The organism is Vibrio sp. CJQ_6 (assembly GCF_043106745.1).
GTDB classification, from domain to species: Bacteria; Pseudomonadota; Gammaproteobacteria; order Enterobacterales; family Vibrionaceae; genus Vibrio; species Vibrio furnissii.
This window is the reverse complement of record NZ_JBICMV010000008.1, coordinates 864,216-880,378: the sequence shown is the minus strand read 5'-3', so window position 1 is coordinate 880,378 and position 16,163 is coordinate 864,216. Positions and strand designations below refer to the sequence as shown.

The 16,163-nt window shown below is 50.3% G+C and carries 12 protein-coding genes; 2 read left to right on the top strand and 10 right to left on the bottom strand.

All coding sequences use genetic code 11. The features are described 5' to 3' along the window. Positions 1-116: 116 nt before the first annotated feature. The 4 genes from maiA to hppD are packed head-to-tail and all read right to left on the bottom strand — an operon-like array spanning position 117 to position 4,009. On the bottom strand, positions 117-764 hold the full coding sequence (gene maiA, locus ACF8PK_RS06150) for a maleylacetoacetate isomerase (protein WP_392440540.1): 648 nt from the start codon (positions 762-764) through the stop codon (positions 117-119). Beyond that, positions 757-1,794, bottom strand: a complete 1,038-nt coding sequence (locus tag ACF8PK_RS06145; RefSeq protein ID WP_392440538.1) for a fumarylacetoacetate hydrolase family protein — start codon at positions 1,792-1,794, stop codon at positions 757-759. Before ACF8PK_RS06145 ends, maiA begins: the two co-directional genes overlap by 8 nt. Positions 1,795-1,806: 12 nt before the next feature. Then, on the bottom strand, positions 1,807-2,943 hold the full coding sequence (locus ACF8PK_RS06140) for a homogentisate 1,2-dioxygenase (RefSeq protein ID WP_392440536.1): 1,137 nt from the start codon (positions 2,941-2,943) through the stop codon (positions 1,807-1,809). After that, positions 2,936-4,009 (bottom strand): 4-hydroxyphenylpyruvate dioxygenase, encoded by a 1,074-nt coding sequence (hppD, locus tag ACF8PK_RS06135; protein WP_392440534.1) that lies wholly within the window; start codon positions 4,007-4,009, stop codon positions 2,936-2,938. Before hppD ends, ACF8PK_RS06140 begins: the two co-directional genes overlap by 8 nt. Before the next feature lie 474 nt (positions 4,010-4,483). Here hppD and ACF8PK_RS06130 point away from each other — a divergent pair, with 474 nt between their 5' ends. Next, positions 4,484-6,025: an EAL domain-containing protein gene (locus ACF8PK_RS06130; RefSeq protein WP_158140753.1), complete on the top strand. Its 1,542-nt coding sequence runs from the start codon at positions 4,484-4,486 to the stop codon at positions 6,023-6,025. Between the two features lie 135 nt (positions 6,026-6,160). Further along, positions 6,161-7,273: a M20/M25/M40 family metallo-hydrolase gene (locus ACF8PK_RS06125; protein WP_392440532.1), complete on the top strand. Its 1,113-nt coding sequence runs from the start codon at positions 6,161-6,163 to the stop codon at positions 7,271-7,273. 126 nt (positions 7,274-7,399) lie between these two features. Here the strand turns inward: ACF8PK_RS06125 and ACF8PK_RS06120 are convergent, their stop codons facing one another. The 6 genes from ACF8PK_RS06120 to ACF8PK_RS06095 form a co-directional block, all read right to left on the bottom strand. Continuing rightward, positions 7,400-10,396: an amino acid adenylation domain-containing protein gene (locus tag ACF8PK_RS06120; protein ID WP_392440530.1), complete on the bottom strand. Its 2,997-nt coding sequence runs from the start codon at positions 10,394-10,396 to the stop codon at positions 7,400-7,402. Positions 10,397-10,813: 417 nt separating this feature from the next. Next, positions 10,814-12,274, bottom strand: a complete 1,461-nt coding sequence (locus ACF8PK_RS06115) for an NUDIX hydrolase (protein WP_158140751.1) — start codon at positions 12,272-12,274, stop codon at positions 10,814-10,816. Positions 12,275-12,307: 33 nt separating this feature from the next. Continuing rightward, positions 12,308-12,790 (bottom strand): GNAT family N-acetyltransferase, encoded by a 483-nt coding sequence (locus ACF8PK_RS06110; protein ID WP_014205034.1) that lies wholly within the window; start codon positions 12,788-12,790, stop codon positions 12,308-12,310. A gap of 164 nt (positions 12,791-12,954) precedes the next feature. Then, on the bottom strand, positions 12,955-14,472 hold the full coding sequence (locus tag ACF8PK_RS06105; protein ID WP_158165317.1) for a DHA2 family efflux MFS transporter permease subunit: 1,518 nt from the start codon (positions 14,470-14,472) through the stop codon (positions 12,955-12,957). A gap of 15 nt (positions 14,473-14,487) precedes the next feature. Continuing rightward, positions 14,488-15,549, bottom strand: coding sequence for an HlyD family secretion protein (locus ACF8PK_RS06100; RefSeq protein ID WP_014205032.1), 1,062 nt, complete (start codon positions 15,547-15,549; stop codon positions 14,488-14,490). A gap of 25 nt (positions 15,550-15,574) precedes the next feature. After that, positions 15,575-15,994: a MarR family winged helix-turn-helix transcriptional regulator gene (locus ACF8PK_RS06095; protein WP_014205031.1), complete on the bottom strand. Its 420-nt coding sequence runs from the start codon at positions 15,992-15,994 to the stop codon at positions 15,575-15,577. Between the last annotated feature and the right edge of the window lie 169 nt (positions 15,995-16,163).

Here is a 16,163-nt window from a genome sequence, read left to right as displayed (position 1 = left end):
GGCCGTTGTGACCCTGCGACACATGACGCGAACATTATGGGAGCCATTGTGCTGCAATGCAACTAAACCCTTATCAGCGCGAAGGTTATTTCTAACCAATGATACAAAGTTTCCCGCTACTGAGAATCTGGCTGGCGCTCTGGCGCGGCTTTGATAAAGCCGGGAATATGACGCAAGGACTCACTGATTCGTGCAATTTGTGGATACGGCGTCATATCGACGCCGAAACGCTCGGCATTATAAACCTGCGGCACCAAACACACATCCGCCAGCGACAGTTCGTCGCCGACACAAAATGCCCCAGCGCGCGTATTAAGCTTCTCTTCAAACGCAGTAAACCCGACCTGCACCCAGTGACGATACCATTCGGCTTTTTGCGCATCATTCACAGCAAGTTCGCTGCTGAGATACTGTAAAACGCGCAGGTTGTTGATGGGATGAATGTCCATCGCAATATCGTGCGCCAACGACAACACTTGATATTTCTTATGCCCGCTTCTTGGGATCAAGGGCATTTGCGGATACACATCATCCAAGTATTCGATAATGGCCAAAGACTGTGACAATGTCACTTTTCCATCAACCAAGGTCGGCACTAACTCACTGGGGTTTAATTGATGATAGGCAGCGCTGTGCTGTTCGCCGCCCTCTTTGACCAGATGCACCGGACAGTGTGTGTATGCCAATCCTTTGAGATGAAGCGCAATCCGCACTCGATACGCGGCCGATGATCGCCAGTAGCCGTAGAGTTGACGTTCACTCATAAATCACCTGCTTGGGCGGTAAATATTGCACCACACGCTGTTCAATGCTGCCAAAGATCGTTTGTCCGTTGTGATCAAGCATCTCCAGTTTAATGGTGTCATCAAACTTCATGAAGGGTGTTGCTGGCTGACCATCGCGAATGGTTTCGATCATGCGTACTTCTGCAATGCAGGAATAGCCGACGCCCCCTTCAGCAATCGCAGTACCAAAATCGGTGCCTTGCTTATTCGATACGGTGCCAGACCCGATGATCGCGCCCGCACCTAACGGACGGGTTTTCGCCGCGTGGGCAATGAGTTGTGGAAATTCAAACGTCATGTCCACCCCCGCACTCGGGCAACCAAACGGCACACCGTTATAGGTCGACAGCAGCGGCAGCGTCACTTTTCCCCCATCCCAGTGTTCGCCCAGTTCATCGGGCGTGACAGCCACAGGCGAAAACGCCGACGACGGTTTGGATTGGAAAAAGCCAAACCCTTTGGCCAGTTCGCCGGGAATCAGGCCGCGCAGAGACACATCATTAACCAGCATGATCAAGCGAATCGCATGCGCCGCGTGTTCCGCATCTGCGCCCATCGGCACATCGTCGGTGATCACCGCCACCTCGCCTTCAAAATCGATGCCCCACGCTTCGCTTTCCATCAGGATATCGTCTTTGGGGCCGAGGAAGGCATCGGAGCCACCTTGATACATCAGCGGATCAGTCCAAAAGCTTGGCGGCATTTCAGCACCGCGCGCTTGACGCACCAACTCCACGTGATTCACGTATGCAGAACCGTCGGCCCATTGATAGGCGCGTGGTAAGGGCGATTCGCACAGCGTCGGGTCAAACTCCATTTCGTTATACAGCTCCCCCTCATTGAGCGCCTGATACACTTCATCGAGCATCGGTTCGTTCATGCTCCAGCTGTCCAGCGCTTGCTGCAGATTCTCCGCAATCTCCGGCACGGCAATGCATTTGGTTAAATCGCGGCTGACGACCACAAGCAGCCCGTCACGGGTATGATTTTTTAGCGTCGCTAACTTCATTGTCTATCCTTATTATTCTTTGACTGCTTTCCAACTGTAGACGTACTCGCGGTTTTCCACCTTTTGCGCCGCTTCACCAAACTGTAGTGCATGACGCGTATCAATCATCACAGCCACTTCATCGGTGAATTTTTTCTTGTATTCCATCCCAGCTTGAAACGCTTTCGGATGGGGGCCGTGGGTGAAGCCGGCTGGGTGGAAAGTCACCATGCCCGCTTCGATATTGTCTCGGCTGAAGAAATCACCGGCGTGGTAGAACAGCACTTCGTCGTAATCATCGTTGTTGTGGTAGAACGGCACTTTGAGCGCGCCCGGGTCGCTTTCAATCGGACGCGGCACAAACGTACACACCACAAAACCAGCACCGACAAACGTCGTGTGCGCAGACGGCGGCAAATGGTAGCGATGCGACATCAACGGGCGAATGTCGCGCCAGTTGAGTTTGACCACCGCCAAATCACCGTGCCAGCCAATCGCATCCAAGGGGTTAAACGGATAGGTAATCACACTCACCTGCTCATGGCGTTTGACCTGAACCTGTGTTTGCTGCTCGGAATACTGCGCTTTAAACGCGTCATTGATGCTTGGCACTTCCAACACGGCAGGATCAAACACTGCATGATTGCCGACAATGCCTTTCTCCGGCAGCGTGTACGCCGCGTCAGTGTTCTCAATCATCAGCAGAAACAGCGGCTCTTGCGGTTCTAAACGCCAGTTGGTCGAGCGTGGGATCAACACGTAATCCCCTTCGCTGATATTCATATGGCCGTAATCGCAGTACAAATTCGCTTTGCCCTGATGAACAAACAGTAAGTCGTCGCCATCGGCGTTGCGCACTAGGCACTCCATCGGCTGCGCCAGCTTCCAGACGCGAACCTTCACGTCCTGATTGTGCAACAAGTGCGGCACACACCAAGGGGAAAGCTGCGAGGCTTCAGTAACGTGATTGAAGTTAAACGCGCGTGGGCGCAGTTCGCCCTCCCACTCGCTCCAACCTGTCGGGGCATGTTGATGATGGAAGTGTGCCGCTGGGCCGAAGAAACCGCTGCGGCCCGCTTCACGTTCATATATTGCGTCACTCGGGAAATCGGCATGCGCCTGTTTGGAGCATACCCCTTCCCGGTGCGGGAAGGTCATCCACTTATGCATCGCTCAATACTCCTCGACGAATCTGATCTTCTTCAATCGATTCAAACAGCGCTTTGAAGTTGCCTTCGCCGAAGCCTTCATTGCCTTTACGTTGAATGATTTCAAAGAACACTGGGCCAATCACGGTTTGAGTAAAGATTTGCAGCAGAATACCATCTTTCATCGGCGCGCCGTCAATCAGAATGCGCAACGCTTTGAGCTCGTCGACATTCTCAGTATGGCCTTCAACGCGCGCATCGACTTTCTCATAATACGTATCTGGCGTTGGCATAAAGTCCATGCCACGTTCGCGTAGTGTGCGCACGGTTTGGTAAATATCGTCGGTACTCAGTGCAATGTGCTGAATGCCTTCGCCGTTGTATTCACGAATGAACTCTTCAATCTGTGATTTATCGTCCGAGGATTCATTGATCGGAATGCGGATTTTGCCACACGGCGCGGTCATCGCACGGCTCACCAACCCGGTGAGTTTGCCTTCGATATCAAAGTAGCGAATCTCACGGAAATTGCCGATGCGCTCATAAAAGCCAGACCAAGTGTCCATGTGGCCTTGTTTCACGTTGTGCGTGAGGTGGTCGATCACCATCAAACCCGCTTGGGATTCCTGCATGCGCGCGGCAGCATCGTCATAAAAGTGGAAGTCGACATCGTAAATGCTGCGATCGCCGTAACGGTCAACAAAGTACAGCAAGCTTTCGCCAATGCCGTAAATCGCTGGAATACTCAGTTCCATCGGGCCGATTTCAGTTTTGTACTCCTCTGCGCCGTTGTTTAACGCATGTTTCAGCGCAGACGCGGCATCTTCGACACGAAAAGCCATGCCGCAAACGGATGGGCCGTGGATTTTGGCAAACGCTTCGGCTTGGCTACGCGGCTGCGCATTGACGATAAAGTTGATGTCGCCTTGGCGATACAACCACGCTTCTTTGGAACGATGTTTGGCAATTTCAGCAAACCCTAACGAAGAAAACAGCTGCTTTAGATCGTCAATACCTTGGGGATCTGCGGCCGTGTACTCGACAAATTCAAAACCATCGGTACCCAATGGGTTGATGTTGGCGCTCATGCTCTACTCCTTCCGTTCAGTTGTCTTTTTGTTGTCAACTAGCTGTTGTTAATTAGTTGTTATAAATTTGAATGAGCGCGCTTTAAAAAGATATAGAGGAGCCAATCATTGCCCATCATCTGTCGACCAGACGCAGTGTAACTTTTTTATTACATTCATTACCTTCATCTAATATCAAAGGTATAAATTAATAGAATCGTGGTAAAAATGCTCAATTACTCATTGATATAAAATAATAATTTTGTTGAATAAGTGATTTTGGCGAACAAAATATCAGCAACATTCAACAGTACACAAATGCGTACAGGGTAATCTTGACGTTACAGAATCGTTAAGCAAAACGAGGCGCAGACAAAATTCTAACAGTGTAAAAATTACGCAATGTTCAAATATAACCCTTCGTGATTTGAGGTCGTTCACTTATACTGCGCAAGCATTTGGTTGCATGTATCATTTTTAAGACAAATTTCATTTATGTTAAGACGACTTTCCAAACAACAAATTCAATGGATGAAACGGGCTCTGGCCATCATCCTGTTGCCTTTACCTATTGTCATTTCTGCGGCGTATCGTGCAGGCATGGAAAGCGTCGACAGCAATTTAATGAACATGGCCAATTCATACGTTTCTCGCATTGAAGTCATTATTAATGAACTGAGAAGCGAAAACGAAAAAGCGCTTTATAACCCGAGAAATTGCGAAAAATTGCAGGACGACCTGCTGTTTGAGAGCATTTTGCGGGAAATGTTGATCGTCAACGATGGGACGATCACCTGCTCGTCCAAGCGTGGCGAGCTGAATCGTGACATCAGCCGCTATTATCCGAACGGTCAAATCAAATCGAATGTGGTGCTGTTTGATTTGGAAGGCGATCCTGCAAAACGGACGCTGTTGGTTATTGATGCCGATGCGCACGACACGACCCACGGCGTGATCTCTGTGGTTGAAAAAAACTACATTGCCGGACGTTTGGGTTATCACACCGACAACCGAATCAAGAAGCTAGCCTTTAAACTTCACGACACAACGTACCCATATAACGCCAGTTTCAATACCGTCAATCGCAGTGTGGTCGCCAAGTCCGATCGATACAGCTTTTTGTTAATGCTGGAAGCCAGCGATCCTTATGTCACCGAGCGATTAACCTTTTACCTATTGGGTGCGCTTCCGGTGTCATTCGCTATCTCCGTACTGATCACCATTCTGCTGTTTTTCTTCGGTGGGCGTTCCTCTTTGGTGGACGACTTACGGAAAGGGCTTGAACGGCGCGAGCTGTTTATGGCGTACCAACCTGTCGTTCGAAGTGAACCCTGTGAAATCAAAGGGTTTGAAGCGTTAGTGCGATGGGTCAATCCGAAGTTAGGCTTTGTCGGCCCGGATAATTTTATTCCCATTGCGGAAGAGTTCGGCCTCATCAATAAGCTGACGGACTATGTGTTGGATAGCGTCCTCCGTGATTGGAGCAAAGCGAAATTGATTGAACGTCATCACATGGGGGTGAATATTCCCCCATCCTATTTGCTTGATCCGGTGTGCGTCGAAAAACTGAAGCAGTACGCAAAGGCATACAAAGACATTAACCTGCAGTTGATTGCCGAAATCACCGAACGTCAGTTGCTGGATGAGCAAGGCCAACAAGTGCTGCATGAACTGCGCAACAGCGGCATTCTCGTTGCGATTGACGATTTCGGTACCGGACGTACCGCGCTTTCCGTATTGCAGAACATTGAGTTCGATTTTCTTAAAATCGACAAATGCTTCGTCGATACCATCGGTGTGGAGTCGGTCAATGCGCCGGTGCTGAACGCCATCATTGATCTGTCCCATCAACTACAGGTCGAAATCGTCGCCGAAGGCGTCGAAACCAAAGTGCAATCGTGTTATCTCAAAGAGAAAGGCGTGCAGTATCAACAAGGCTATTATTATGCCAAGCCGCTCTCGTTCTCGGATGCACTGCTTGAACTCGACACCTGCTGTTTACGGCACGACCCTGACGAATGTGAGTGCGTGGCCTAAATCGCCATGTTCTTAAACCGTCATAAAAGGCCAGTGTGATCACTGGCCTTTTTTACGTGCTTTATTGATTTAACTCAGCACAGTTCGCAGCGATTCCATGCATCGTATGGCCACTGTTCCCTACGAGGTATTATTATGAGTCACATCCACTCGCAGCGTCTGATCGACAACTTCCTGCAACTCATTCAAATTGATAGTGAATCTGGCAACGAAAAAGCCATTGGCGAACACCTGTGTGAGCAATTGGGCGAACTGGGTTTTACGGTCCACAAATTGTCGGTTCCTGAAGCGGTCTCCAACGGCTTCAACATTTATGCTCGCCTCGATGGCACCTTAGCGGACAGCGTGGTATTGAGCTGTCACATGGACACGGTCAAACCGGGCATCGGCATTGAACCCATCATCGAAGATGGCATCATCCGCTCAAAAGGCAACACCATTTTAGGGGGCGATGACAAGTCCGGTATCGCGGCGATTCTGGAAGCCGTGCGCGCACTGAAAGAACAAAACCGTGCCCACAAAACCATTGAGATTGCGTTCACCGTGCATGAAGAAGGTGGCTTGAAAGGCTCACAAAACTTCGACATGAACTTCATTCAATCCACCAAAGCGGTGGTACTGGATACCGGCGGTCCAATTGGCACTATTGTCAAAGCGGCACCGGGTCAACAGAAACTCACTGTAACCATCAAAGGCAAACCTGCGCACGCAGGCCTTGTGCCAGAAGATGGCATCAGTGCCATCAGCGTAGCGGCCGACGCGATTACCCAAATGAAACTGCTGCGTATTGATGAAGAAACCACTGCCAACATCGGCATGGTGAATGGCGGTCAGGCGACCAACATCGTGATGCCAGAGCTGACCATCGTCGCCGAAGCGCGTTCGTTGAATGATGACAAGCTGGCGGCGCAAGTCGAGCACATGATTTCAACGTTTGACACCGTGGCGAAAAAACATGGTGCAGAAGCCGTGATTCAATCGACTCGTGCTTACAACGCTTTTGTACTGGACGAAACGCATCCGCTGATTTGCGAACTCAAAGCAGCGTTTAACGCCATGGGCATTGAAGCGAAAACCAAACGTACCGGTGGCGGTAGCGATGCCAACAACTTCAACGAGAAAGGCTTGACCACGGTGAACATCTCGACTGGGATGGCCAAAGTGCACACCACCGAAGAGTACATCGCCGTCGATGACTTGGTAAAAGTATGCCAATTCTTAGAAACTTACCTCAGCCTTGAAAGCTAATCGGTAAACGCTTCAACCTTAAAAAACAAGGGCGTCTCAAACTCAATTGAGACGCCCTTTTTCCGTGATCAATCAAATGAACTACCGAAACAGTGAATCACCGTTCGAATTGAAGCGACGTCACGCTCAACTCAACATTTCATCGGCCACATTGGCGGATTGGGGAATCGTATAACCGATCGAGCGTTGCAAGTAGCGCTCTAACAGCTCGCGATTAAAGATCGGCTCCTCAACACCACTGCCCTGCAAAAACGCTTTCACGTGACTGCAATCCCATATATATGTGTCTTGGTAGAGCTGCACGGTTGATTGCCCGCCCGTCATGTTGTCTTTAAATAGACTCAGCAGCGGATACAATGGCGCATCGACATCCTCTTCCCACTGCGCGAGCCACTCTGTGAATGGCATGCGTTTAAATTGTAGGTTGAACTCGTGCTCCAGTTTTTGGAAGAAGGCTTCCAACGTCAGGTTATTTTTCTGCTCATGAATGAGGTTGAACTTGTGCCCCAACGCCTCTGGATTACGGGTGATGACCGCAATCGACTGCGTCATGTAGTCGACGGTGGTTAACCCTTCTCGCAGATCGCGCAAGATCGGCATGGTTTTGCTTTCCAAGCAGGTTTTCACCAAACGTCCCCACCATTGATAATCCGCACTCGCCCCCGATTGACTGTGGCAAGTGGCGTAACCAAGGCGGAACGTCATCAACGGCAAGCCGCGTGATTCAGCCAGATCCGCAATTTTCTCCATCACCCATTTACTGCGCACATAGCCGATATCGGTGATCACCGCCGGCAAGTTCTGATCGATGCTGTCATCTTCGCGCATCACCGTTTTCCCTGTATGCAGGTGTCCCCAACTGTAAACGGAGATGGTCGACAGCAACATCAGCGGTTTGGTGCGGGTCGCGCCAGCAAACCGAATAATTTCGCGCAGCCCTTGCACGTTATCGCGCTTCATCCACGAATAGGGTTGAATGAAGTTTACTGCGCTGGCCGAGTGATAAATGATGTCGGTGTCTTGGCACAATTGCTGATACACCTCTGGCGACAGCGCGAAATTCGGCTCAGCTAAATCCCCAGCCAGCGGATGAACTCGCTCCGCTTGCTCCGCCGACAACCCTACGGCATGGCGCGCCAAGGTGTCGCCAATGCGTTTGCGCGCTTGTTCGTCACTGTGGCTGCGAACCACGCAATAAATGTGCGCCGACGTTGTTTTTAACAGATCCGCTAACAGCTGTGAGCCGACAAAACCGGTGGCGCCGGTGAGGAAAATCGTGCGTGGCGCGGTGATCTGCTCAGCACGCCAATCGTTGTTGAACACGATGTCATCCGAGAGAAACACATCGTCTTGCAAAATACGCAACGGCTCGCTATCTGCAGTCGGTGGTGTTTCTTTGCTACGCTCTTCTAATGTCTGCGCCAGCGTGCGAATGGTCGGTGAGTCGTAAATATCACGTACGTAAGCACGTGTGCCCGTTTTCTGGGTGATGGCCGTGGCGAGTTTGGCCGCCATCAACGAATGGCCGCCGAGGTCAAAGAAATTGTCATCCGCTGACGCAATCGTCACGCCCAACAGTTTTTTCCAGATTTCGGCCAACACCGCTTCAAGCCCCTGGAAGACCGCATTGGATTCGTGCGCCACTTTGGCGTGGTAACTCGCCAGCAGCGCGGGTTTGTCAGTTTTGCCATTCGGCGTTAATGGCAAACGCGGTAAAATTTGAATCGCCGCAGGCATGAAATAGTCCGGGAGCATCTCTGTTAATTTGTCGCGCAACGTCGCCGTTTCCACGCCGTCTGCCGCCACAAAGGCGAGGATTTTTTTCTCACCCAACGACGCTTCATCGGTGACGAGAGCCACGGCTGAAGTTACCCCTTTCACTTGCAGCAGGACGCTTTCAATTTCGCCCAACTCAATTCGGTTCCCACGAATTTTCACCTGATCATCCAAACGCCCCAAGAACTGAATCCGCCCATCTGCCAATTGACGCGCGCGGTCACCACTGCGATACAAACGCGTATTCGGCACCGAAGGCGCGGTAACAAACGCTTGATCGGTCAATTCAGGATTGTGAAGGTACCCTTTAGCAAGCCCCGGTCCGGCAATAAAGAGTTCCCCAGGCTCCCCTTTGGGCACGCGCTGCAATTGCTCATCTAAAATAAACACCTCGGCGCCTGCAATTGGGAAACCAATGCTCGGTTCTGGATTGTGGGTGACGCATTCCACCGGGTTGCATGTGGCAAAAATGGTGGCTTCCGTTGGCCCATAATAATCGACCACTTGGTAAGGCACTTGGCTCAAATTAAGCGGACTGAGTTTTTCACCAGCGGTGAACAAGTAACGCAGCGCCAGCGTATCGGGCTGCGGCTGACCGACAAACTCAGCCACCATCACCGTGGGCACAAAACCGTGTGTGATGTCGTTTTTGGCAAAGAACTTCAACAAACTGGCAGGTTGTAAGCGGGTTTCTTCGTTGTCTGGCAACACCAATCGCGCCCCACACATCAGCGGCGACCAAACCTCCCATTGCGCGACGTCGAAACTGATCCCCGCAATCAAGGAACTACGACTGGCGGGCGTCATGTCGAATTCATCGTTATGCCATTTCACTAAGTTGTATAAGGACGCATGCGACACCATCACGCCTTTGGGCACGCCCGTGGTGCCCGACGTAAAGATCACATAAGCGGTACTGTCGGCGGCAATCGGCACTGACGTGAACGTATTTGCGCTGCTTTCTGTCTCGCGATCGATGGCAATCACCCGTTTGTCGGTGTCGCCAAGGATGGAAGAAAACGCGTTGTGACTCAAGAGGATCACCGGTGCATGGCTTTGCTCGGTAATGTTAATAATGCGCTTTTGCGGGTAATGAATATCGACGGGAATGTAACTTGCCCCTGCTTTTAAAATGGCCAAGATGCCGATGATAAATTCCGGGGTTCGCTGCGCGATTAAAGGGACAATGTCGCCAGACTGCACGTTGTTTTGCTGTAGAACGCCACACAATGCGTCACTTCTGTGGGCAAGTTCCTGATAAGTTAAATGTCGATCACCGTGGCTCACTGCGATGCTGTTTGGGGCCGCTTTTACCTGTTCAGCAAAAGACACTAAAACATTACACATCTTGTATCCTCCATGAGGTCATTTCAGATGGAATGACCATAACGTATAGATAATTTTGTCAAAACCAGACGAATCTTTTGCACACATCCTGTACAAAAAGTGTTCTCAGCTATCCTATGACCACGGCAATTTTATGACAAGCGTTTCATATTAATATTTAATAAATAAATTCTTACAATATTTTTTATTAATTATATATCAGTACGTTATCGAAATAAGAAATCGATCATTTCCAAATATTCAGATGACATGATGATTTTGCGTGAAATCAAGTCGGTGCAGAAACAGGCCGAATCAGGCCAATTTACTGATGAGAGGAATACTCGAACAATTCGTTGAAATAACAGAATATTATTCGAAGGACGTAATGAGCAAAGGACGGGAAATAAAAAACCCGGTGAGATCACCGGGCTTTGTTCAATCGCATGAAGGAGTCACTTCCGTGACGGACTGCCGCGTTGCGAGCCGTGCCATGAGCACGAACAAGATGATCAGAATCGGCTCGCGCAGTGTGCTCAACGCCAACGACCATGTGCCACTGGATGACACGAACGTTGCGGCGTAACTCACCAGCTCATTGGCGAGCAGTAACGCCATAATCACAAACAGCAGTTGTCGAAATGACATCGCATGGGTGTTGGCATCTCGCGTCAGCATCACCACCACGGTCATGACCGCTAACACGACCAGCCAAGAGGTGAACACAGGCATCGGCCACAAATACGTGACCACTGCGGCGATCGCCGTCAAAGTGAGCCACGGCCCTCTTGAGCACAGCAAGCGATCCACCTGAATTTGCGCTTTTTCATCCAGACGCACAATGTGCCATGCAACCAACGCACCCAGCACCGCACCGACCAACATATCGACGATAAACGCGCTGCCCGAATAGAACTTGGATAACGACAGCCACAACACTGACACCAGTAGCGCGCCTGTACTTTTATTCCAGCCCAGTTTTTCATTTTCCAGTAGCCAGAGAATGCCTAAACACACCCACACCGCCAACGGTAAACTAGGGAAGCCGTGACCCGAACTGCTCACCAGTTGAATCGATGGCATGTACGCATGTGGGCGCGGCAAGGCAAACCCTTGCTGAGCGATCAAGCACACCAGCGAAATCACCGTGACAGAAAAGAAAGCTTTGTAGCAAAACGCGCGGCCACTTTGCCAATAGAAAAACGGAAACAGCAACAGCCCCAGCACCGGTGATGCCAACGCACCGCTGACCAAAATCAGTTCGCTCAACGCCGTTTCAACCACGTGCGGCAAACTTGCCACTGCGTATTGCAGCGCAACAATCCAACCGATTTCGGTTTGATGTAGCGCGGGAGCCGCTTTAATCAGTTCAGGCACCACATTGGTTGACTGATTGGTCGCGTCCTTAAATAGCGTTTGAATATGCGCCCACTGTTTGGGGAAACGATATTGGCTGTCTGCAATTCGGCTCGGATGCACCAACATCGCTTGTGACACTTCAATGCCGTAATGCGGTGCAAACCATACTGGCAATTCATACCCGCCCCAGCGATTGATGTATTGATACACGATGATGTCTGAATCGCTGACGCAATCATAAACGGCGGCACTTTCGGTATAACCCAGCAGTTTGCCGACCGTCACCACCAAGCCTGTTTCTTCCCACGTTTCACGTTGCGCCGTCAATTCTGGTGATTCCCCGCCTTCAATGGTGCCGCCAGGCAGGGAGAGTTGTTTGGTAATGATCTCGTCGACCAACACAATTTTGTCGTCAGCTCGAACAAGGCACAGCGCCCCTCTTAAATGCTCGGGCGCGACTTGGGGAGCGGCATACGTAAAAAACGACGCCGCGAGAGAAATCACTAAACTGAAGCCGAGTACTGACAATCGCTTGTACACACTAATAACCTATTATCACAAAGGGTCAGCCACCTAAGAACGACGCACTGACTTTCTCAACCAATGAATATGATGGGAAAAACCGACATCCTGATAAAATAATTGTGCTTCCTTGTTAAAATCCCAGACTTCGACAAACACCTCGGCCACGCCATACTCAACAAACGTTTGCTCTAAACGAGAAAACAGTTGGCGTGCGATGCCTTGTTGGCGGTATTGCGGCATCACGTAGAGCTCATCAATACTGCCCATCGGCACAGGCTTACTGACCGATGAGACTAATTCACTAAAATACCCCGTAATGAAACCGACGATCTGGGTATCGACTTTCGCCACCAGCACCAAGCAATCCGGATTTTCAATATAGCGCGCGATACTCTTTTCCTGCTCCACCTCTTCTGCCGTTTTGAAATATTCCGGGCAGGCGCGATGGTGTTCATCGTGCAGGTCGAACATCAATTGATTCAAAATTTCTAAATCTGCTATTTGGGCCGCTTGGAGCGAAACTGATGACATTTTTGTGAAGTTAATCAAGAAGTCTTGAGGAGATTTTATAAGATCGTCCGAGAAAAAAACATCGTGGTGTGATGAGTTTTTATCGCGAAAAGCTAAGTATTGAGATTAATACTTGAGAAAATAAAACAAAAACGCCGCAGAGCGGCGTTTTATTCAATAGAAACTTAACGTTTCCCCGGCTTGCGTAACAAAACCAAAAGCGGAATCATCACCACACAGACGTACATCATGAAACGGAAATCCTGCAAATAGCCGAAAATATAGGCTTGGCTGCTGACCATGCTGTTGACTTCAACCAATCCCGCCGTGCTCGAGATGTCATACACCCCTTTCTGCACCGCCTCTTGCAACGCCGGATTGAACAGATTGATGTGCTCGGAATAGACCGCATGGTTAATCTGCGCGCGGTGCGCAAGATAAGTCACCACCACCGAAATACCGATGCTGCTACCAATGTTACGAATCAGGCTAAATAGCGCCGTTCCTTCATTGCGATAGCGCGGTTCCAATGTGGAGAACGTGAGCGTCGACAGCGGCACAAAGACCAATCCCAGCCCCAGCCCCTGCACAATCCCGGTATGGATGATTTCCCAACGTGTGACGAATACTGAAAAGTGCGTCATTTCCCACAACGAGAAGATCATCAGCAATAACCCAATGGTGATCAGGTAACGCAAATCCACTTTGCCCGATAACCGCCCGACGATCATCATGCCGACCATGGTGCCAAAACCGCGTGGCGTGAGCAGTAAGCCAACATCCAACACCGGATAATCCATGAAGTTTTGCAGGAACGGCGGCAACAATGCCATCGTCGCGAGCAAAATCACGCCCATCATGAAGCCAAACAACAGCCCGACCACAAAGTTGCGGTCTTTGAACATGACCGGCTCTAAAAACGGCGCTTTGGCAGTAAACATGTGCACGGTGAACATGTAAAACGCCAACACGGAAATGCCCGCTTCAATGACGATCTCCATACTGGAGAACCAGTTCTGCGATTCGCCGCGATCGAGAAACATCTGCAAGCACCCAATCGCAAGGCCGAGCAGCGCAAAGCCAAACACATCAAAACGCCGACTGGGGTCTAACTTGGTTTCTTTCACAAACGCCGCAATACCAAGCCACGCCAGAATCCCAAACGGCACGTTGATGTAAAACACCCAGCGCCAGTTGTAATACTCGGTGAGCCAGCCCCCCAATGACGGGCCCAGAATCGGCCCGACCATGACACCCACGCCCCACATCGCCATCGCCGAACCATGTTGTTCGGTGGGATACGTGTCGAGCAGCACCGATTGGGAGAGCGGCACCAAGCTCGCGCCGAAGATCCCTTGCAACAAGCGAAAGAGGATGATTTGTTCCAGCGATTGCGCCGCACCACACAGCACCGACGCAAACGTAAATCCAACTACCGAATAGAGAAACAGACGCTTACGACCAATGCGCGCCGCGATAAAACCCGTCAGGGGCATCGCAATTGCGGCAGCAACGATGTACGACGTCAGAACCCACGAGATTTGATCCTGCGTTGCACTCATGGCGCCTTGCATGTGCGGCAGCGCCACGTTTGCAATGGTGGTATCGAGTGCCTGCATGATGGTCGCAAGCATGACCGACAGTGTAATAAACCCGCGTTTACCGCTGTCATCACTCGCGACAGGTGTCGCATGACTTTCCATCTGAGCGCCTCAGCCTTACAGCGACAGATGACGTTGATGTTTGGTATCAACCGTCACGACGGCGCTTAACCCTGCACGCAGTTGCGGCGCTTCTGGGTTAGCCTCAATACGGATACGAATCGGCAAACGTTGGGCAATTTTCACCCAGTTGCCCGTCGCATTTTGCGCCGGAATGATTGAGAATTCAGATCCGGTTGCTGGGCTTAGGCTTTCCACTACGCCATGCCATTTGAAATCCGGCGCGTAGTCGACATTAATGTCCACGTCCTGGCCAACCTGAACGTGTGTCAATTCGGTTTCGGTAAAATTCGCTTCAATCCAAATATCCGAGGCTGAAATCAGCATCATCGCCAATGTGCCCGGTGACGTGTATTGCCCTTTCTCGACCACTTTGGTGACCACACCATCTGCGGGCGCGTACACATTCACGTGTTGCAGATCGTTTTCCGCTTTTTCCAGAGCTGCCAACGCCGCACGATATTTCGGATGCAGTTCCACTGGCGCTGTCACATCGCCGCCTAAGCTCTCTTCAATTTGCTTGAGTTCTTTTTTCAGTGCGTTGACTTCAAGTTCCACGACCAAGGTTTTCTGGCGCGCCGAATCAAACTGAGATTCAGAAATGTATTTTTTCTTCAACAAGTTAAACTGACGCGCTTCTTCTTTTTTAAGGTATTCATGCTGACTTTTAGACACCTCAATGTTCGCCAGTTTGCTCTGGTATTCCGCCTTCAAGGTGGTCAGTGAGGTGCTGACATCATTAAGATTGGCGCGCGCCTGTGCCACCGCGATGTCGTACGAGGTTGGGTCGATTTGCAGCAGCAACTCGCCCGCTTTGACATGTTGGTTCTCTTCCACCGGAACATTGATGATGCGCCCGGAGACTTCCGCAGTAATTGACGTTTTATCAGCTTTCACATACGCGTTATCGGTTTCCACATAACGGCCCCCATGCAGATAGACCGCCACGCTTCCCGCCACCGCCATGATGGGCACCAGAAAAAGCAGTACGGTCCGCTTGGTTTTGCGACGTGGTTTGGATACAGGTTGGGAAGGTGTCTGTGATTGTTCGTGAGACATACAAGATATTCCTGATACGTATTATTTATTTGGAGAGATTGCTGTGAATGTGTTCCAGCGTACTGATGAATTGCTCGCGCGCTTCTGGCGTTAAACCTTGTAAGGCTTCATCCCAAATGCGATTGCTCACGGCTTTAATTTTCACTAACTGCGCCTCAGCATCAGGCAACAAATGAATTTGATGGGCACGGCGGTCTTTGGGATCAGGACGACGTTCAACCAACCCTTCGTCGACCAACGAGTCGATCACTCGCACCAAGCTCATCGGTTTGATTTCGAGGAGTTCCGCCAGCTCCACCTGCTTGATGCCCTGATAACGGGCGATCTGTGACAGCGCTTTGGCTTGTGCAATGGTGAGGCAATTCGCCCCCGATTCTTCCTGATACTGTTTCCGTACCAGACGCATAACATCCCACAGTAAATAGCCAATGGATGGAGCCGTCATAACTTCGCCTTTTGATTTATGTTATTCATCTTTCTCAATGCGTGGTTACATTTAGAAACAAGTTAGGCATATAGTAAGCTTTACTTACTATATGTAAAGCCTACTAATTGAAATAAATAATGAGTATTTGCATAAGTTGATAAATTTCAGGTAATTATCCATATATATT

What these genes read in the sequence shown, in the direction of transcription:
- ACF8PK_RS06105 (WP_158165317.1), bottom strand. Translation starts at nt 14,472, where the DNA reads ATGGAAAGTCATGCGACACCTGTCGCGAGTGATGACAGCGGTAAACGC.
- ACF8PK_RS06100 (WP_014205032.1), bottom strand. Translation starts at nt 15,549, where the DNA reads ATGTCTCACGAACAATCACAGACACCTTCCCAACCTGTATCCAAACCA.
- ACF8PK_RS06145 (WP_392440538.1), bottom strand. Translation starts at nt 1,794, where the DNA reads ATGAAGTTAGCGACGCTAAAAAATCATACCCGTGACGGGCTGCTTGTG.
- hppD (WP_392440534.1), bottom strand. Translation starts at nt 4,009, where the DNA reads ATGAGCGCCAACATCAACCCATTGGGTACCGATGGTTTTGAATTTGTC.
- maiA (WP_392440540.1), bottom strand. Translation starts at nt 764, where the DNA reads ATGAGTGAACGTCAACTCTACGGCTACTGGCGATCATCGGCCGCGTAT.
- ACF8PK_RS06110 (WP_014205034.1), bottom strand. Translation starts at nt 12,790, where the DNA reads ATGTCATCAGTTTCGCTCCAAGCGGCCCAAATAGCAGATTTAGAAATT.
- ACF8PK_RS06130 (WP_158140753.1), top strand. Translation starts at nt 4,484, where the DNA reads ATGTTAAGACGACTTTCCAAACAACAAATTCAATGGATGAAACGGGCT.
- ACF8PK_RS06095 (WP_014205031.1), bottom strand. Translation starts at nt 15,994, where the DNA reads ATGACGGCTCCATCCATTGGCTATTTACTGTGGGATGTTATGCGTCTG.
- ACF8PK_RS06140 (WP_392440536.1), bottom strand. Translation starts at nt 2,943, where the DNA reads ATGCATAAGTGGATGACCTTCCCGCACCGGGAAGGGGTATGCTCCAAA.
- ACF8PK_RS06120 (WP_392440530.1), bottom strand. Translation starts at nt 10,396, where the DNA reads ATGTGTAATGTTTTAGTGTCTTTTGCTGAACAGGTAAAAGCGGCCCCA.
- ACF8PK_RS06125 (WP_392440532.1), top strand. Translation starts at nt 6,161, where the DNA reads ATGAGTCACATCCACTCGCAGCGTCTGATCGACAACTTCCTGCAACTC.